Source organism: Pseudomonadota bacterium (assembly GCA_039714795.1).
Taxonomy (GTDB): Bacteria; Pseudomonadota; Alphaproteobacteria; order JAGOMX01; family JAGOMX01; genus JBDLIP01.
Map to the genome: position 1 here is coordinate 19318 of JBDLIP010000006.1, position 16574 is coordinate 35891.

At 39.3% G+C, this 16574-nt stretch carries 24 protein-coding genes; 18 read left to right on the top strand and 6 right to left on the bottom strand.

From position 1 onward, the window contains the following. The first annotated feature begins 4 nt into the window (after positions 1 to 4). From ABFQ95_01110 to ABFQ95_01160, 11 genes are all read left to right on the top strand, one after another. Complete coding sequence (locus ABFQ95_01110) at positions 5 to 604, top strand: hypothetical protein (protein MEN8236141.1); 600 nt, start codon at positions 5 to 7, stop codon at positions 602 to 604. Further along, positions 601 to 1857, top strand: coding sequence for a hypothetical protein (locus tag ABFQ95_01115; GenBank protein MEN8236142.1), 1257 nt, complete (start codon positions 601 to 603; stop codon positions 1855 to 1857). Before ABFQ95_01110 ends, ABFQ95_01115 begins: the two co-directional genes overlap by 4 nt. Next, complete coding sequence (locus tag ABFQ95_01120; protein ID MEN8236143.1) at positions 1854 to 4352, top strand: hypothetical protein; 2499 nt, start codon at positions 1854 to 1856, stop codon at positions 4350 to 4352. The genes ABFQ95_01115 and ABFQ95_01120 overlap by 4 nt, the downstream gene beginning before the upstream one ends. A 22-nt stretch (positions 4353 to 4374) precedes the next feature. Beyond that, positions 4375 to 4707 (top strand): hypothetical protein, encoded by a 333-nt coding sequence (locus ABFQ95_01125; GenBank protein ID MEN8236144.1) that lies wholly within the window; start codon positions 4375 to 4377, stop codon positions 4705 to 4707. Then, complete coding sequence (locus tag ABFQ95_01130; GenBank protein MEN8236145.1) at positions 4707 to 5273, top strand: hypothetical protein; 567 nt, start codon at positions 4707 to 4709, stop codon at positions 5271 to 5273. The genes ABFQ95_01125 and ABFQ95_01130 overlap by 1 nt, the downstream gene beginning before the upstream one ends. Further along, on the top strand, positions 5273 to 5998 hold the full coding sequence (locus tag ABFQ95_01135; GenBank protein MEN8236146.1) for a hypothetical protein: 726 nt from the start codon (positions 5273 to 5275) through the stop codon (positions 5996 to 5998). Before ABFQ95_01130 ends, ABFQ95_01135 begins: the two co-directional genes overlap by 1 nt. After that, entirely contained in the window at positions 5999 to 6889 is an 891-nt protein-coding gene (locus ABFQ95_01140; GenBank protein MEN8236147.1) for a hypothetical protein, read from the top strand. Positions 6890 to 6919: 30 nt separating this feature from the next. After that, entirely contained in the window at positions 6920 to 8032 is a 1113-nt protein-coding gene (locus tag ABFQ95_01145; protein ID MEN8236148.1) for a hypothetical protein, read from the top strand. Positions 8033 to 8039: 7 nt separating this feature from the next. After that, positions 8040 to 8936 (top strand): hypothetical protein, encoded by an 897-nt coding sequence (locus tag ABFQ95_01150; GenBank protein MEN8236149.1) that lies wholly within the window; start codon positions 8040 to 8042, stop codon positions 8934 to 8936. A 255-nt stretch (positions 8937 to 9191) separates the two neighbouring features. Further along, on the top strand, positions 9192 to 9467 hold the full coding sequence (locus ABFQ95_01155; GenBank protein MEN8236150.1) for a hypothetical protein: 276 nt from the start codon (positions 9192 to 9194) through the stop codon (positions 9465 to 9467). A gap of 107 nt (positions 9468 to 9574) precedes the next feature. After that, positions 9575 to 9970 carry a hypothetical protein gene (locus ABFQ95_01160; protein ID MEN8236151.1) on the top strand — a complete coding sequence of 132 codons (396 nt, stop codon included), beginning with the start codon at positions 9575 to 9577 and terminating at the stop codon, positions 9968 to 9970. A 113-nt stretch (positions 9971 to 10083) separates the two neighbouring features. On the opposite strand, the gene ABFQ95_01165 is transcribed toward ABFQ95_01160, so the two are convergent. From ABFQ95_01165 to ABFQ95_01180, 4 genes are all read right to left on the bottom strand, one after another. Further along, complete coding sequence (locus ABFQ95_01165; protein ID MEN8236152.1) at positions 10084 to 10932, bottom strand: lambda-exonuclease family protein; 849 nt, start codon at positions 10930 to 10932, stop codon at positions 10084 to 10086. A 67-nt stretch (positions 10933 to 10999) separates the two neighbouring features. After that, entirely contained in the window at positions 11000 to 11767 is a 768-nt protein-coding gene (locus ABFQ95_01170; protein MEN8236153.1) for a hypothetical protein, read from the bottom strand. Positions 11768 to 11969: 202 nt separating this feature from the next. Next, positions 11970 to 12146, bottom strand: a complete 177-nt coding sequence (locus ABFQ95_01175; GenBank protein ID MEN8236154.1) for a hypothetical protein — start codon at positions 12144 to 12146, stop codon at positions 11970 to 11972. Next, entirely contained in the window at positions 12139 to 12378 is a 240-nt protein-coding gene (locus ABFQ95_01180; GenBank protein MEN8236155.1) for a hypothetical protein, read from the bottom strand. Before ABFQ95_01180 ends, ABFQ95_01175 begins: the two co-directional genes overlap by 8 nt. A gap of 138 nt (positions 12379 to 12516) precedes the next feature. On the opposite strand from ABFQ95_01180, the gene ABFQ95_01185 reads away from it, so the two are divergent. Then, on the top strand, positions 12517 to 12717 hold the full coding sequence (locus ABFQ95_01185) for a helix-turn-helix domain-containing protein (protein ID MEN8236156.1): 201 nt from the start codon (positions 12517 to 12519) through the stop codon (positions 12715 to 12717). A gap of 3 nt (positions 12718 to 12720) precedes the next feature. Here the strand turns inward: ABFQ95_01185 and ABFQ95_01190 are convergent, their stop codons facing one another. Together ABFQ95_01190 and ABFQ95_01195 are read right to left on the bottom strand one after the other, a co-directional pair. Further along, positions 12721 to 12966, bottom strand: coding sequence for a hypothetical protein (locus ABFQ95_01190; GenBank protein ID MEN8236157.1), 246 nt, complete (start codon positions 12964 to 12966; stop codon positions 12721 to 12723). A 13-nt stretch (positions 12967 to 12979) separates the two neighbouring features. Next, complete coding sequence (locus tag ABFQ95_01195; protein ID MEN8236158.1) at positions 12980 to 13174, bottom strand: hypothetical protein; 195 nt, start codon at positions 13172 to 13174, stop codon at positions 12980 to 12982. 127 nt (positions 13175 to 13301) lie between these two features. Between ABFQ95_01195 and ABFQ95_01200 the strand changes: the two genes are divergently transcribed. The 6 genes from ABFQ95_01200 to ABFQ95_01225 all read left to right on the top strand — a co-directional run. Then, positions 13302 to 13502, top strand: a complete 201-nt coding sequence (locus tag ABFQ95_01200) for a helix-turn-helix transcriptional regulator (GenBank protein ID MEN8236159.1) — start codon at positions 13302 to 13304, stop codon at positions 13500 to 13502. 172 nt (positions 13503 to 13674) lie between these two features. Further along, positions 13675 to 13875 carry a helix-turn-helix domain-containing protein gene (locus tag ABFQ95_01205; GenBank protein MEN8236160.1) on the top strand — a complete coding sequence of 67 codons (201 nt, stop codon included), beginning with the start codon at positions 13675 to 13677 and terminating at the stop codon, positions 13873 to 13875. A 384-nt stretch (positions 13876 to 14259) separates the two neighbouring features. After that, on the top strand, positions 14260 to 14760 hold the full coding sequence (locus ABFQ95_01210; protein ID MEN8236161.1) for a DUF29 domain-containing protein: 501 nt from the start codon (positions 14260 to 14262) through the stop codon (positions 14758 to 14760). Beyond that, on the top strand, positions 14757 to 15269 hold the full coding sequence (locus ABFQ95_01215) for a Panacea domain-containing protein (protein ID MEN8236162.1): 513 nt from the start codon (positions 14757 to 14759) through the stop codon (positions 15267 to 15269). The genes ABFQ95_01210 and ABFQ95_01215 overlap by 4 nt, the downstream gene beginning before the upstream one ends. After that, the gene (locus ABFQ95_01220; protein ID MEN8236163.1) at positions 15247 to 15615 is read left to right on the top strand and encodes a hypothetical protein; all 369 of its coding nucleotides are present in this window, start codon (positions 15247 to 15249) and stop codon (positions 15613 to 15615) included. Before ABFQ95_01215 ends, ABFQ95_01220 begins: the two co-directional genes overlap by 23 nt. 236 nt (positions 15616 to 15851) lie before the next feature. Then, on the top strand, positions 15852 to 16574 hold a 723-nt coding region (locus tag ABFQ95_01225; GenBank protein MEN8236164.1), incomplete at its 3' end, for a hypothetical protein.

Consider the following 16574-nt stretch of genomic DNA (forward strand, 5'->3'; position numbering starts at 1 on the left):
AAGGATGTCATTCTCAGATTTCTTTTTCGGGTCAGGACCGAGTACGCAGCAGGTAGGAACGCTAACAGGTGGGCAGGATGATCTATTAAATCAGATTATCGGCGGGTTGTCAGGAAGTGGTCCCCTAGCCGGACTTTTCGGAGTTAATCAAGACTTCTTCCAATCATCTTTTGTTGATCCGGCACTGAATACTTTTCAAAATCGTATAGCTCCGGCTATTCAACAAAAGTTCATTGCGTCGGGGGGTGCTAGAGGCTCAGGCCTTGATGATACTTTGACTAGAGCCGGTGCGGATGTACAAGGACAGCTTAATCAGCAACTAGCCGGGTTAATAAATAACGCGCAAAATAGAGCCCTTCAAGGCGCTCAGTTAGGTCTAGGGACACAAGCCTTCCAAAATGTACAGGATCCTGGATCACAAGGGTTATTCCCAGAACTTCTCTCTGGTATCGGAGCAGGATTTGCGGGCCCTTTTGGAGGGGCTTTAGGACAAGGCGCAGGTTCATTTGCAAGTAATCTTTTCAAACAGAAAGGCGGTGGTGGAGGTGGATTTTCAGCACAAAACCCGGGCCCTGGTCTTAGCCGAAGAGGACAACTGCAATGACCGTACAATTTAGACCGGAACCTAGAAGACCGTTTCAAAACATAGGCCAAGCGCTGTCGCAAGGTATATCGCAGGGGTTTGAAAGACAAAGGTCTACTGATATTCTTGATAATATCATTAATCAGGCATTACAAAAAGATGGGGATTTGATCAGTAACCTGTTAACTGGATTACAAGGCAGTGGTGCAACTCTTCCGGAAGCTCTTGAAACAGTTCAAAGGTTTGCGCCAATTATTCAGGGAGAACAGACAAGACAAACACAGTTGGATAAATTAAACTTAGAAAGTGCAAGAAATCAGGCTCAATCTCAGGAGCTAAATAGGATTTCAAATCTAGATACAGCACAAGAAGTGCCTGAAAACATTCCTGTAGTCTCAGCCGACGCCTCATTGGCAGATCCATTGCTAAACGCCTTACAAGGCACAAAACAAGGCCCACAACTTGTTTCTCCTGAAAGGCAAGAGGTACTAGACAGAAACCAAATAAATCAAGAAGCCCTATCAAAACCTAGAGTCAGTGCCGCTATCCAAAAGAGAAATTCACTTGAAAATGAGATTTCAACTATTGATCAACAAGTACGAGAAATAGAGGGTTCACAATTCATTAATGAAAAGCTAAAGGACTCCAGAATCAAAAGACTCCAAGCAAATCAAGAAAGGAAACGGAAAGAATTAGAAAAGTTTACCGGAACATCAAAAGAAGAGAGAAAGTTTTTAGACCAGATTAGACAAGACGCAGATAAAGCCAGAAATGCTCTTCCAAAGATAAGCAGAATTAGAGAGTTGATACCAAGTGTATCGAAAGAACAACCCTTTACTGTTGGTGGAAATATAATAAATCCGTTTAAAGCTAGTGATCGCGCAAGAGTAGAAAGAGAGCTATTAACTCCTGAAGAGCAAGAGTTTTCAGGTTTAATGTTTGATATCATCCGCGATCAATTTCCAACACTTCCAAGAATCAAAACTGAGTTTGAAACAATACTAAATCGTAATCTGTCGATACTCCAAACCGAGGAAGGAAATAACAGGCTAACAGATAATCTTGAATTGGCCATGAACCTTGCCATTAGAAAAGATGAGCTTAGACAGCAATTCCTCGATGCAGGAATACCCGAGAACCAAGTTGATAATTTGGTACAAAACAGAATCTCTAAGGAAGAACAGGGCTTAATTGAAAGGATAAACAGTGATTTAGGAGGAGGTTCAACAGGAAAGCTTACACAAAAACAAATTGACAAAAGGCTTTTTGGATGACACTTCCATCATATAACAAGTTGGTATCCGCAGAAAAAGAGTTATCACAAACTCAAATTGTAGATTCGATTATGCGTAATGCCCCCGATTTGTCTGAAAAAATACAATCGCTAAGGGATGAAGGCATAAATGATAGAAATATCCTTGAGAGTATAAAGGAAAGACAGAAACGCTCTCCTGAAGCTGATCTTGCTGTCTCTATACCCGGCGCTGCTATTACCGGCTTAGCTGCTGCCCCAAGAAACTTAGTGGAAACGGCAAGAGGCCTAGGAGAGTTCGTTCAAGATCCAGTAACAGGCTTTGGTAATGTATTAAGAAATATATTTGGACAAGAGCCCGCGCCACCTAGAGAGACCTTCGCCGAACTGGTTTATGGAAAAGAAAGAGCCCAAGAACTGAAAGAGCAATTTGGATTTCAAAAAGCCGAGGATCTAATCAAAGAAGTGATAGGGATTGCCGTTCCCATAGCTGGACCTTTAGGGGATATCATACTTGAAAACGCCCCAACACGTGAAAGCGCTCAAGAATTTTTACAGGAAAAATTAGGTCTGGATGTTACAGCGCAAACACCACTTGGAAGAGTTGCGGAGTCATTTGTTGGAGGCACTGCTGAAAATATATTTTTTGGTCCTGGAGCTGCTGCCCTCGGGGGTGGAGAAGCCGGCGGTCAAATAGTTAGAGAACTTGGAGGGCCGGAACCTTTAGCAAAAGGTGTTGAACTTGTAGCACCACTTCTCTCATTTAAGAAACCGTCAAAGTCACGAGTTAAGCAAATTTCACAACAAGAGATTACTAACTCAAAAATTGCAAATTTAGAAAAAAAGCTTACTCCATTGAAAGCTGTAGGAGAAGAAATACAAGTAAAACCTCTAAGAGAAAGAGGTGTTGAGCCTGTAAAACCTATAAATGCCACAGAAATAGTTGAAGAGACTCGCAATGCTCAGGTAAATGAAAGCCTAAAAGCTCTTGACCCTGTTGAAAGAACCAGGGGAGAGGCTTTAACAGTCATCAACGAGGGTATTTCCGAACAGTTCACCAGAGCAAGAGGGGCGACATCGAACTTTTATGACAGAGTAAAGCAAAGAGTAGCAAATCAAACGATACCAATGACTAAAACAATGCGTGGAATGCATGATTTTATTGAAGAGTTACCTAAAACTGGAATACCCCAAAGTGCAAGAAATTCAATTACTAGATTTTTAGAAGAGCAGATTGCTCTATTTGATGAAACGGGAAGAATTCCTGTTCAAGATGCGATATCCATGAAACAGCGATTTAATAATTTCGCTGACTTCGAGTTTCCTGATTTAGGAGCAAAGTCTAAATTCAAAAACAGCGTAAATCCTGTTAGAAAGCAAGCTGTCGGTGAACTAAATAACGGAATTCGTCAACTTGATAAAGAAGCTTTCTTAGATTTCAGAAAAGCAGAGAGATCGCATCAAAATGACGCAAATAGGTTTGGTAAAGATGTTGTCGTAAAAATACAACGCGCTGAAGATCCTATAAAAGTAATTGGAGAAGTGACAAGTCCAGCAGAGTTTAAAGCGCTGAAAGATGCACTTCAAGTTAAAGGCTCAGATGCTTTTTCCCCATCAATGCTTACACTTGAAAAACTTGCCTTAGAAGAGGTGGGACTAGGTAAAATAACACCGGAATCTTCAAGAAAATTAGCTGACATCAAAAGAAATTTATCTCCTAGAGGTAACGATGTGGCTAATTTCATTGAGGAGTCAAGAAAACCATTATCTCCCCAATCAAGAACAGCTCTTCTACAAGAAGGCATTGTAAAAGATATTGCTAGAGCGTCTGAAATTGGTGGAGATTTAACAAAGACTGTTTCAATTGGTAAAACCCCGGAAGGTCTACGTCTTATCAGAGAAACTTTGAAGGGAACTGATGCTTTAAAGGTTGTAGAGCAAGCTATCGTTGATGACATTTTAACGCCTGTATTTTTCACTAAAGGGGAGTTTAGCTCTAAGGCTGTAAGAGATTTATTTAAGAATAAGCAAGCTATTCAAGTTATCGAAATGATTGAGGGAAAACCCTACTTAAATCGACTTCGATCACTAGAGAATGAGGCAAATGCCGTAAAAAAGGCATTCAACAGGTTTGAAAATGAAACAAAACAACTAGAGCAGCGAGCAAAAACTAAAGCTGAAAGAAAATCTGAATCTTTAAAGGCCCAAGATGCAGAGAAAAACCAAACAGCAAGATTATTCAGAGATCCTGTCCGATTTTTAAAAGAAAACCCAGCGTTTCTTCATGGGGCTTCTTTATTAAACTGGCTTGGTGTTCCTGTTGCTCCAGTAGCTGGATCCTTCGCAGCGGTACAGATAGCCAAAAGATTAATGCCAAAGCTGCTTGCCAAGAAGGAGTTCTTTAACAATTTAAAAGTCATAAAAAAGAACCCGAATGCTTTCAGAAATGGAATGTTGGAACTCAGCCAAGAAATTAGGGATGCAATTAGCGAAAACACTGAAGAACAAGTAAATTAATTCTTACTTCAAGGAGGAAGTAATGGCAAAATTAATAGATCATGAAGCTGCAAGGACTTTTGCTGCCACAAGTCTTACAGGCTCTTATCAAGATGTCGGAGCTATTTTGACTAAGCCGGCTCTAGGATTTGTCATCTATAACACCTCTGATGTGGATGTGCAAATTTCCTTTGATGACGGAGCAAAAAACGGGCCAATCATACCGTCTGGAGGTACCTTTGATTCAAACCGCATAAGTCAAAGAGACAGCCAAGAAGAGGGTATGTTTGCCCTTCCTGAATCGGCACAGGTGCAAGTAAAACAGGTCACAGGTGCAGGTGCTTCCGGAAACATTATATTAAATGTGGTATCGTAATGCCAGGCGGTTCAATAGGCCCCTCATCGAGTAGTGCGGCATCATTCGAGAAAACTGCCTTTGGTGAATTATCTGTTCAGCATTTACATCCTCAAACAGTCATTCATTTTCCGTATAATCTCAATACAGATATTGTAAACACCACAGTTGTAGACAGTAGGACTGTCACTTATTCAGATCAGTTCGCTGTTATTGCATCAGGTGCTGCAACAACTAGCAGTGGAATGTTGCAATCACGTATTCAGCCTGATTTCATATCAATAGCTAGCGATGGAACAAAGACTGCGGATATTCATGTCTATAAAAACGCTACAGTAGGAGGAACACCTGCATTCACAGACGTATCAACCAATACGAGCGTAGTAGATTATGATATAGCAGGTACAACAATATCATCAGGGGCATTGCTCACGGTGGTTCCCGTACAAAAAGTCGGAAATGCATCAATCCCATTTCATGAATTTGATGTCATATTGTCACCGGGAGATACATTAACAGCATCAGCAACGTCATCTGGAGCAAGCGATGTTCTTATTGGGATATCATGGAAAGAGAGGTTTAACTAATGGTTAGGGGATATATATCTGGCGGAAATGGTGCTGGTGGATTATCAGGATTAACTCAGCTTACTATGAATCAGGGTCTTGAATATAGTTCACATTGTATTGAAAATGCTACACAAAATTTCGAGGTAAACTTAGCCAGTGCATCTATCAATAATACTGACGGAAGGAGTGGACAAGGGGGATTACATCCTGGTCAATGGCGGTTCCGTCTTGATAATAGTACTGGACGGGCTGTTGTTCAACATTCAAGTGCTGCTGCTACACGCATGATTTATCTAGGATCAGGCTCGTGGACATTTGAAGTATTAGTTAATTTCGAGACGCTTTCGACTGCTCTTGATGAATATATAACGATGTGGGGACTTGCGGATGCTAGATCGGATGATGTTATTTCTGATGGCGTATATTTCGAATATGACAGAACAAATTCTGTTAATTTCATAGGAGTGACAGAATCGGGAGGCACTAGAACAGAGGTAGACTCATTAATAGCTGTATCCACAACCGCCACGACTTGGAGAAAACTCAGATTCGAAATTAATGCTGCTGCGACATCGGTAGAATTCTTCGTAGACGGTGTGTCTATCGGCACATCCTCAACAAATATCACAAGCAACGACTTACAATTTTTCATCCGTGCTGATGCTTCGACAGCTACAGGAGCAAAGAATGTTTTTTATTTGGATTACGTTTATCTGAGAAATGAGTTAACAACAGAGGTTTAGATGGTTAGAGGACATATAAATACTGATACAACTCTATCGACTCCTGTTTCAGAGACGGATGGCGGTACAGCACAATCTTCCTATGTGTCAGGAGATATTCTGTATGCAAGCTCAACTGATACATTGTCGAAGTTGCCTAAAGGTGTGGATGATGAAGTTCTAACCTTAGTAACAGGCCTTCCATCTTGGGAGGCAGCCGGAGGCGGTGGGAGTTCAGATGCATCTAATTTGAAAATCTGGGATGATTTTACGGAAATAACTGGCAATGGTTCAAATGGTCAACAGGTTTCAACGCATTTTATAATTAATGAAAGCGGTGTTAGTACAAATACAAGTTCAGGAATTGGATCAAATCAACATCCTGGAATAATAGAAATTCAGAATGGAACCGGGACACCGCCAGATGGTGTAAAAATAAAAAATCCTGGTGAAATTAGGGTTGGTGGTGGATCAATAGATGTTGAATTCTTGTTTAAAATTGAGACTTTATCAACTTCGTCTGTTCGATATTTCCTAGACATTGGACTTTTTGGTGTAGGTTTTGATGCAGAGCCAACAGATGGAGTTTATTTTTACTATTCTGACAATGTGAATAGCGGGCAATGGGTCGGAAAATCTAGAAATGCATCTACTGAAACAACCGCAAATTCAACAGTTGCAGCAAACACGAACTGGACAAAACTAAGGGTATCTATAAACGCCGCTGGAACATCAGCATCATATTTTATTGATGACGTGGAAATGTCAAATAGCCCAATAACAACTAATTTACCTCCAAATAGTATAGATTTATTTATGACATTTGGGGCAGTTAAAGTTATTTCAACAACAGAAAGAAACTTTGAAATTGATTATGCAAGCATGGATATAGCGCTGACAACTGAAAGGTGATTTTTTAAAAACAAAAAAGGATAGGCAAGGATGCCAAAACCCAATAACTTTAACCGCACAATAAATCAGCGACTCAACAAATTCATTGTTCCCTTTGTAATGATACGCAGGGCGCCCCTCTCAACGGACATTAAAGACCCGAGGACGGGGAAATACTATGAGCCACCCCACCTATGGGTTGTAGACCGCAATCCAACAGACAGCTCAACAGAAGGCGATCTATGGTATCTTGCGGACATCAATTCTAATGTAGCCGACTGGAAACTTATTTCCACCTCCTCAACACCTGGTGGTACAGTTACCAGTCTTGAAGGGGATTCAGGCGGGGAGGTTGGTCCAACAAGTGGCGTCATTGATATCAATGGAAAAACGGTTGCCAATGCAACGAATTCCAAAGCCCTGCATTTCAAAGGCACACCTGCTTCAAGTCTATTGGATGCAGAAATACAGCTTGCTTCTTCAAATGTAGGAGCCCCGGCAGATAGTAATAAAGCAGGAGTATGCCTGTTTGATTCTACGAATTTCTCAGTGGATGCAAATGGGTATGTTACGCTGGTTGGTGTGAGTGGATCTAATGAGTTTATCGATAATGTATTTAGAATACTCGATGATTTAGACAATACAAAAAAGATTGCCTTCCAAGCGGATCAGATAACGACAGGTACCGTTAGGACAATCACAATGCGAGACTCTGATCTTGACCTTGCCAATGTCGTAGAAGGTCCGGCAACAGCAGTAGATGAAAATTTAGCCATCTATGACGGAACAACAGGGAAACTGATAAAAGATTCTGGGATATCAATATCTGATATCTCAACCTTTTCTTGGAGAGAGGAAACCGGTACATCTGCAACTTTTGTCGCCAATGAAGGTATATTTGCCAATAATGCCTCCACGGTCACACTAACACTGCCGGCATCTTGCTCCATAGGGGATACATTTATAGCCTATCAAGAGGGCGCTGGCAAAGTGAGGGTCGCGCAAAATGCATCAGATGTCATTCGTTTTAATGGAAACCTGACAACAACAGGAGTTGGGGGTTACATTGAGTCATTAAATCAAGGTGACAGCGTGACTTTTGTTTGCGCAGGTACAAATAAATATCGAGTAATTAGCTCAGAAACATCATGGACAGTAGTGTAGGTATTTTATGTCAGTAACAACAAATGCAGCGGGTATACAAGATGAGGGCCTTCAGGTTTTTGATCCAAGTACAGGGCAATTCACAGCGATTGATCTGACAACAAAAGGTGACCTTCTCGCGTATAATGGATCATCTTATGTTCGAGTTTCTGTAGGCGCTGATGGCAAAGTGTTGGAAGCTGATTCAGCAGAAACAGAAGGTTTAAAATGGGCGACAAAAAGTGGAGCTGCGGATATTTCAGATTTGGCAAACATCAGTTCTTTGTATGACACATTTTCCGGTGATGTTACTGATCAAACTACTCAAGCGGCATTAGGAAATCTTGGATGGTCTTATCAAGGAGATCTTAGTATTGTTTCATTTGCTGAAGCAGGACATGAGAATGTTTTCAAATTAGAAAGTCTATCATTTACAGCTCAAAATGTTTTATTTTTAAAACCAGAAACCCAATTTTTGGGATCAGCAAAAATATCACAGTCATGGCTCATTAAAATCCCAACACTAAGTGATGGAACTAATTCTTTCGAAGTTGATTTTGGATTTTCAGATATTAAAACTAGAACAGGTGCAGCGCCAACAGATGGCGTTTATTGGAGATATACACATTCAGAAAATAGTGGAGATTGGACAGTAAGAGCAACTAAAAGCAGCACCACAACAACAGCAAACACTAGTAATACAGTAGATACTGGGTGGCATGTATTTAAGATTGAGATAAATTCAGCAGTTTCATCAGCCTCATTCTTTTATGATGGAACAGAGGTGGCGAATTCTCCGATAACAACAAATCTACCTTTAAGTACGACTGGAATACACCCGTATATTAGATTTGAAAAAACAGCTGGAGCAACCACAGCTGAATTGCTTATCGACACATTCTATCAAGTATATGACAGAACTTGACATCCTCACCTCCCTAAAGGAAAGCGATTCCTTATGATTACTCACAAGGGCTGTACTCGCTTACGCTTTCTAGCAGGTTCCTGCTTCTACAAGACCGCCCAGAGGAAATGGCTTGGTTTTTGCCGTAATCATCCCACTGTGGGGACTTTTACGGTTTTGAACCAACTCATGCCCCCCAGGTCTAACATTCTCTCCACAGACTTTAGTTATCGTCTGTCCAACGATACATCTCAAAAGATAGGGGTATTGTAACATATGCTAGACAAAACAGGAATACGAGAAGAAAATTTAAACGCCTTACATCCTCCACCTAAAGGAAGAGGTCTTATGGCGAAAAAGATAAACAAGGACGTTTTGATGAAGATTTTAATAGCGATTACCTTAACTGCCACATTATTTGGTGGATGCGCCTATGTGAACAAGAGGCTCGGTCTTAAAAACGATCACATTGGAGAACAAGCCTTAGAACAGGTTATCAAGCACTACACGGGAATTGATCAGGATTTGACACCAGGTGATCCTGACGATTAACTTGAACAAAACACAGTCGAAAATTAGTATGGATACATATTCCATTTCTCATTTAAGCTCCATATATCAAGGGGACCCAGTGCCCCTCTCTTTCTTTAGGAGGAAACGTGAATATTAATCCAACACTAGAAGTGCACCCGGAGCTACATCAAGAGTTTCATTTTGCACCCGACACACAAGCGAGCGGTTGTTGCTGTTTTTGGAAAGCTAAACCTGTAAAGGGGAGTGAATACACTGTAAACGCACAGAACGAGCTTGTAAGCAAAGTCAATCTAACATTCACTGAAAGAGTTATTGCAGAACAAAAGCTCGCAGAACTCATTAAAATGAAATTCGACGATGACCCCATTCAGAACGATAAGGCTTTTGAGCGTCTTAGGCTTAAGATCAATGACGATCTAGCAAGTGGTGATCCGATCACGGATGAAAGGCTTGCTAAGTTTGTGGAGGCTATTCATGAGCTTAAGTCTGAAATCTCAGATCATTTGGACGGGGATAGTTGAACGCTTGTTCTCGATGTCCATTTTCATCCGTTTACCCTTATTAAATATAACCCCTTACATTATGACCGAAGATAATATGTAAGGGGTCCATTGTGTTCAACGTTAAGGAATTTCTATACAAATGTTAACCTTGATTTCCCGGTCACAGCTTTACGGTAAGAGTCCAGGTTAAGCCCTTGAAGTTCAGGAATGGCATTGTAATCAACCCTACCCTTCTCAAAGTAATGGGAGAGTCTCACGCCAAAGCCTTGTATTGATCGTCCATCAGAAATCTCTAAAAGCTTTTGACGCGCTTTTTTCTCAAGCTCAGTGGCTTTTTTTTTAAGAGTGTTAGCTTCCATATAATCGCTGGCAGCTTTTTTCATTTCATCGGTTTCAATGACAAGGTGACTTTGTGCCGGTGGATCGAACTCCTTTAACATCCGGTAAAACTCAGATTCTTTTTCAAGCATCTCAGTGATGAAGGCATCATCTCTTTCGACCTCTACCAAGGCTCCCTCTTTACCATCATAGCTAAAGTAGTAGCTCCAGTCATTGCCGGTAACGGCTAACTGGTGCTGTATCTGTGCAAAGTAATACTTTGGCAGCTGCTTATTTTTAGCCATCTCATGGGTTTTAGGATTGGGACACTTGATTTCCAACTGATGCTTTTTAGTCGTATCAATGCCGTCTAATGATGCCATCATCCAAGGATTATCATCGGACTCAATAACTGCCGGCTCCATTTGAATGTCAGTGTATTGCTCAAAAGATTTACGTGCCTCATCCTCAAGCCTCATACCGCGCTTCATAGCCTCTGTTACATATTGAGGGGACTCTAACCCGAGCTTTCTTTTCCATAGCTTGTAGGGGCTGCAAAAGGGGCTTATTCCCATGATAACAGCTGCATCTGTTGCCGTGATCTTTTCCTGACGCATATTTAACCACTGGGTGGAACCTTGCTCTAAATTAATAAGCTTCATTTGTTTTTTCTCCGTTAATTATTAAAAGAAGAGGAGGCAAAACCTCCCCATTGAGGTCTATGAAAAACTAAAAGGGGATTACCTTATCGCTCACCTCTTTTTCAGCACGCTCTTTAGCGTGTAGCTTGACTGATTTTAGAACAGACTCATACTTATCTGACGGAATCTGAGCCAATTTATCAATGCCGAACATTTTTTGAGCGCCGGATAATACTTTTTTAAGGTATTCCTTATCATCTCCGATGTATTCGTTGATTTCGTTGAGCTGTTCTACTGTAATTGTTTCAGGCGCTGTTCTTTCCGGAAGATCATCTTTAGAAAACACACCGGGTGTGTAATGATCCCAATGACCGAAAGGATCTTCACCCATGATTAAAGCTTCCAAGTTGCAGGGATGATCTTCAAAAGCCTGTTGCACATGATCAGCCAATACCTTATGAGGCAGGGGATTGACGCTATACTTTGTCTTTAAATCTTTTCCGCTTCTGTTGATTTTAACGTCATAGAAGAACGGGTCACCCCAGTCATCATCCCTTACCAGAGACTCCAATTCCTTACGTATAGACGCTTGTGTCACATGGAATATCTGTATTCTTTCTTCCTTGTAATTCCAGACAATAAATGCCCAGAAGTGTCTACCCGGTCTTTCAGAGTCAAACCACTTATCTGGTTTTTGATCGTAGTTGTAGCGCACCGGCTTGTTATCGATCCATTCCTCCCAGCCCAGAACAGGGGAGCTGAGGATGCGGATTTTATTCTCGCCATCTTGCAGTTTCATATAACTGCTATTAGATCTTGGCGGTTCATAATCGTGTGGTAAAAAAGCTGTACTCATGTTATTTCTCCTTAATTAATCTCAATTGTAAAGTATGTGTTTTTGTCTGCTGTTTGTAAGAATTCCATATGTGAATGGACAAATTGCTCTACGTTGAACGTGTAAGCTTTATTCTCAGAATTAATGTTTACGGTTGCTTCTATGGTTTTATTTTCCATTTTGTCGTCGATTTTGATTTTCATGATTTTTCTCTGTGTCTTTTTTAGTTGTAATTTGTAGGGCTAATTTGTACCCCATTTTTTTGCATTCCTATAAAACAGATATGCTTTTTTAGCAGTTCAAGGCATGATTTGCTAAAACTATTTTTATCGGCTTTGTCTATGCACTTATCTGCCTTATCTGCAAGGAAATACAGGTATTGTAGATCAAGGTTATCCATAAAGGGCCTCCTCTGCTTTTGATTCCTCGTATCTATGGAAATTACGAGTGTCCATTTCATCTTTCACTTGCTCGTAAAGATTCCAAGGGAGTGTCTCCATATCAAAGTCCTCACCCTCGACAAGATCAGCACAAGCTTTAACGTAGCATTCGTCAATATTATGCTCGCGCTTAGTATCTTCTAAATGTTCGAACAGTGTCCAAGTAATCTCTAGTAATTCTGCGTAATCCATGTTGACCTCCTGTCGGGTTTCTCTCTCTTATTGTTACTACTAATGTAACATACGTTACAGATTAAGCACAACACAAAAGTTATCACTTGATCTAAAAAAGAAACAATTGATACATTGATACGTTGCAGGAGACATAAAATGAATCTAAGAGAATGGTTATTCCATAACCGTATCACAGTTACACAACTAGCAAAAGACCTCGGAATTTCAAGAACCCATCTAAATCTTATTTCAAGTGGACAAAGACGTCCAAGTCCAGATCTGGCTAAAAGGATTGAAGAAATAACTAAAAATGGGGTAACCAAAGCAGAACTGCTTTTCCCTGAAGATTTTGAGTGATCCTTACTCATAGTCTCCTCCTGATTCATAATAAGCTTCAAACTTAGATTCCATTTCTAAAGCGCATTCGGTGCATATCAGATTATCAACATATTTGTTGTAAGCAACATCTTCCTTATCCAGGTGACACTCCTGACATGCATATCTTTCCACATAACACTCAAAGCAAAGCCCTTCAGTAGGACTATCCTTAGATGGGTGGTATTCGCTTTTGTCGTGATAGTTTTCACAGTGTGAGCATCTAAACATGTTTTTTCCTCCCTTACTCTGATTCATTTTCTAGGTACCAGTCATCAATAGCTTGTTTAGCTTCTTCAAGGCTTTCAGCTGTACCATATCTATAATCTTCGGCATCTGGAGCCCCGTCATAGCCGTCAATTGCATATTCCCAGTCAATACATCTCATTGCAATTGGCTTGTGGTCGCAGCTAATGTGAAAGTCTCTGTAAGTTATCATGGTGAACTCCTTTTCTTAATTTGTTTGACCCAATCTAACACATGTTTGATTAAAATGTCAAACAAGATCTAATACTTGACGAAAAAAATAAACAATTGATAGAATATTTCCAAAAAAAGAGATCTTTATGGAATTAAGAGAATGGTTATTTAGAAACAGAAAAACAGTCACGGACTTCGCAAAGGAAATAGGCGTTTCCAGATCTCATTTGAACATGATTTCAAATGGTAAAAATTTACCAAGTGTTCAATTAGCAAAAAAAATAGAAGAAGGGACAGAGGGCAAAGTGACCATCATGGAACTGCTTTTCCCTGAAAGGTTTGAGTAATCCTTACACATTGTCGTCTCCTGACTTATAATAGGCTTCAAACTTAGATTCCATTTCTAATTTGATATTCATCAGTTAACATATGTTATCAAATATATGAAACCAGAAAAATAACAATTGATAAAAAAAAGAAACATTTGATAACATACAATTAACAAAATAAGGGGTTGTCATGAATCTCAGAGAGTGGTTATTTAGAGAGAGAAAAACAGTCACAGAATTGGCCAAGAAAATAGTTGTGTCAAGAACCCACTTAAACCTTGTTTCTACTGGTAAAAAACGACCCAGCCCAGACTTGGCTAAAAAGATTGAAGAAGCAACAAATGGTAAAGTAACTAGAGATGAACTACTTTTCCCGGAGGACTACGAATAATGGATACAGTATCTTTAATCACAATTATAGCTACAAATTTAGCAATTTTTGCTCTACTTAGCGGTCTAATGATATATCTTTTCACACGATTAGATAATGACCTTAACAAGATTTCATCAAGGCTCGACGGCCATGCATCGAGAATTGACCAAGCTTATGAGATAATCATTGATATGTTGAAGAAAAAATGAAACTAGATGAGTATCTTTTCAGAAATAAAATGTCGAAAACTCAGTTCGCTAAAAATCTTGGGGTCACAAGGACGTATATCCACGATATAATTGCAAAAAGGAGAACCCCTAGACCTAAGTTGGCTAGAAAAATAGAAGAGGTAGCAGAGGGGCAAGTGAAAAAAGAGCAGCTTATGTTTCCAGAGGATTACGAATGAAAAAAAAGAAACTTTCAGCAAAGCAAAAACAGATGTCTATATCTCCGAATAGAAAAGATGATTATGAAATGGACTTTTACGGATGGACAAGAAAACAAGCTGCTTTATTGCAAAAACAGGAGTTTGAAAAATTGGATATCACCCATTTAATCGAGGAGATGGATTCATTGGGACGCTCAGAAAAAAGATCCTTGGAAAGTCATATCTCCATACTTTTTATGCATCTATTAAAAATCAAGTACCAGCCTGAAAAACACACTAGGTCGTGGGATAATAGCGTGAAAAACTCTATTTTTCAGTCTCAAAAGATTTTAAAAGAAAATCCAAGCCTCAAGCCTAAATTAGATTCGATATCAAAAGATGCATATTATTCAGCAAGACTTAACGCTTCATCCGAAACAGGGCTTAGAGAATCTACATTCCCAAAGAAATGCCAATGGGATATTAAGAAGTTACTCTACCCTGAAAATGGCAAAAAAGAGTCAGAGAAAAAATGAACAACAATAAATTTCAGGAATTAATTATATACATCCTTAATAGGGTGGGAGGACGGCCAAATGTAGGTGAGACCGTTCTGTATAAATTGTTGTATTTTTGCGATTTTAATTTTTACGAAATTCAAGAGGAATTCCTCACAGGTGCAAAATATTATAAGCGCAAATATGGACCTGTTCCAAAAGACTTTAAAAAATGTATCGAGAAAATGAAGAAAAACAAGGATCTCGAAGAGGTGGATAGTGAACATTTCAAATATCCTCAAAAGAAATACCTTGCTCACCGAGAAGCCAATCTTGATATTTTCTCAGCAAATGAAATTAAAGTTATTGATTCTGTACTGAACAGTCATGGAAAAAGAAACGCAAAGTTTCTTAGTGACTATTCACATAGAGATGTTCCATGGGTTGTCACCAAGGACAATCAGATAATAGATTATGAAACAGTATTTTACAGAACTCCAGAGCACAGCGTGAAGGAATATAATTTTGACAAAAGAGCTGACAATTGAACGGTCTGACTTATTCAAAAAAGAATTTAAAAAGCTAATAAAAAAATACAAAAATCTTGAAAAAGACCTTGGCACGTTTGTCAATGCACAGCTTTCGATGTTTCACATTCACGAAATGGATAATGGCGGTATAGTACAAATACCACTTACAAAAATTCATAATCCCTTATTTTTTAAAGCACGTAAATTTCGATCTAGAGACTTCCCAAAATCTGGTGTGCAATCTGGGTTTAGGATTATTTACGCATTCCATCCGAAGGAGATAAGAGTTGAACTGATAGAGATTTACCATAAATCCAATAAGCCAAATCATGATGAGAAAAGAATCAAGTCTCATGGGACATAAACAAGAAAATATTTGGAGTTGGGTAATTGGTATTCTTTTGATCATTTCAACTGTTGCAATATGGATTGTCATTATCCTTGTTGGATGTGATATTCTCAACTTTCAGAAATATCCCTGGTTTCTTCACACTGTTATTGGCACATTTTTCGCGCAGGTAGTAGGCCTAGCTCTTGTTGTTGCCAAATATCTTTTTTCATCTAACAAGCAATAGACACACAACATCAGTAAGAGGTAAAATGAATTCAAATCAGCAACAACACACCCAAGACATGTCAAAATATTCACTAGAAATTTCATTTGAAGGCAGTGCTGTTGATGGAGAAATTGACGCTGAAGATCTAGTTCATTCCCTTATGGGAATAAATAGAGCTCTTTTTGAGGCAAATAAAATTTTAAATAAAGGTTACCACCCACTAAACATCAAAGTAAAATCGGGATTTAGACAGGGATCTTTCCAGTTAGATTTAGAAATTCTTCAGAGCTTCACTCAATGGGCAACAACGTTTTTATCAGACGAAAAAACTTACTCTGCTCAAGATATTGCAAAATTTATAGGCTTATCTTTAGAAAAGGCAGTTACCTTAATCAAGGTTTTATCGTGGCTCAAAGGTAAGATTTTCACCTGCAAAAAATCAAATTCTGGATCTTTTATACTTTCGTCTGATGACAGAACCTTAGAGGTGTCTTATGAAGTTTTTGAACTTATGAATAGCAAGGATGTTAGGAAATCTATTGAAGCAATGGTCAGTCCATTAAAGAAAAAAGGTATAGATAGTATCAAATATACAGATAAAAAAACTGGTAAATCAACTTCAATAACAAAAAACGATATTGCAGGATTAGAGTTGAAATTCTGTGAAGAGGATATTGAAACCGCGAAAAATACATCCGAAAAAAATATCATCGTTGTAACTCCATCTTTCGAAGAAAGTTATGTGTGGAGAGTCTTTGATGGAGAA

Excerpts from the sequence above, each read along its gene's own strand:
- ABFQ95_01110 (MEN8236141.1), top strand. The coding sequence starts at position 5 with ATGTCATTCTCAGATTTCTTTTTCGGGTCAGGACCGAGTACGCAGCAG.
- ABFQ95_01115 (MEN8236142.1), top strand. The coding sequence starts at position 601 with ATGACCGTACAATTTAGACCGGAACCTAGAAGACCGTTTCAAAACATA.
- ABFQ95_01120 (MEN8236143.1), top strand. The coding sequence starts at position 1,854 with ATGACACTTCCATCATATAACAAGTTGGTATCCGCAGAAAAAGAGTTA.
- ABFQ95_01125 (MEN8236144.1), top strand. The coding sequence starts at position 4,375 with ATGGCAAAATTAATAGATCATGAAGCTGCAAGGACTTTTGCTGCCACA.
- ABFQ95_01130 (MEN8236145.1), top strand. The coding sequence starts at position 4,707 with ATGCCAGGCGGTTCAATAGGCCCCTCATCGAGTAGTGCGGCATCATTC.
- ABFQ95_01135 (MEN8236146.1), top strand. The coding sequence starts at position 5,273 with ATGGTTAGGGGATATATATCTGGCGGAAATGGTGCTGGTGGATTATCA.
- ABFQ95_01140 (MEN8236147.1), top strand. The coding sequence starts at position 5,999 with ATGGTTAGAGGACATATAAATACTGATACAACTCTATCGACTCCTGTT.
- ABFQ95_01145 (MEN8236148.1), top strand. The coding sequence starts at position 6,920 with ATGCCAAAACCCAATAACTTTAACCGCACAATAAATCAGCGACTCAAC.
- ABFQ95_01150 (MEN8236149.1), top strand. The coding sequence starts at position 8,040 with ATGTCAGTAACAACAAATGCAGCGGGTATACAAGATGAGGGCCTTCAG.
- ABFQ95_01155 (MEN8236150.1), top strand. The coding sequence starts at position 9,192 with ATGCTAGACAAAACAGGAATACGAGAAGAAAATTTAAACGCCTTACAT.
- ABFQ95_01165 (MEN8236152.1), bottom strand. The coding sequence starts at position 10,932 with ATGAAGCTTATTAATTTAGAGCAAGGTTCCACCCAGTGGTTAAATATG.
- ABFQ95_01170 (MEN8236153.1), bottom strand. The coding sequence starts at position 11,767 with ATGAGTACAGCTTTTTTACCACACGATTATGAACCGCCAAGATCTAAT.
- ABFQ95_01175 (MEN8236154.1), bottom strand. The coding sequence starts at position 12,146 with ATGGATAACCTTGATCTACAATACCTGTATTTCCTTGCAGATAAGGCA.
- ABFQ95_01180 (MEN8236155.1), bottom strand. The coding sequence starts at position 12,378 with ATGGATTACGCAGAATTACTAGAGATTACTTGGACACTGTTCGAACAT.
- ABFQ95_01185 (MEN8236156.1), top strand. The coding sequence starts at position 12,517 with ATGAATCTAAGAGAATGGTTATTCCATAACCGTATCACAGTTACACAA.
- ABFQ95_01190 (MEN8236157.1), bottom strand. The coding sequence starts at position 12,966 with ATGTTTAGATGCTCACACTGTGAAAACTATCACGACAAAAGCGAATAC.
- ABFQ95_01195 (MEN8236158.1), bottom strand. The coding sequence starts at position 13,174 with ATGATAACTTACAGAGACTTTCACATTAGCTGCGACCACAAGCCAATT.
- ABFQ95_01200 (MEN8236159.1), top strand. The coding sequence starts at position 13,302 with ATGGAATTAAGAGAATGGTTATTTAGAAACAGAAAAACAGTCACGGAC.
- ABFQ95_01205 (MEN8236160.1), top strand. The coding sequence starts at position 13,675 with ATGAATCTCAGAGAGTGGTTATTTAGAGAGAGAAAAACAGTCACAGAA.
- ABFQ95_01210 (MEN8236161.1), top strand. The coding sequence starts at position 14,260 with ATGAAAAAAAAGAAACTTTCAGCAAAGCAAAAACAGATGTCTATATCT.
- ABFQ95_01215 (MEN8236162.1), top strand. The coding sequence starts at position 14,757 with ATGAACAACAATAAATTTCAGGAATTAATTATATACATCCTTAATAGG.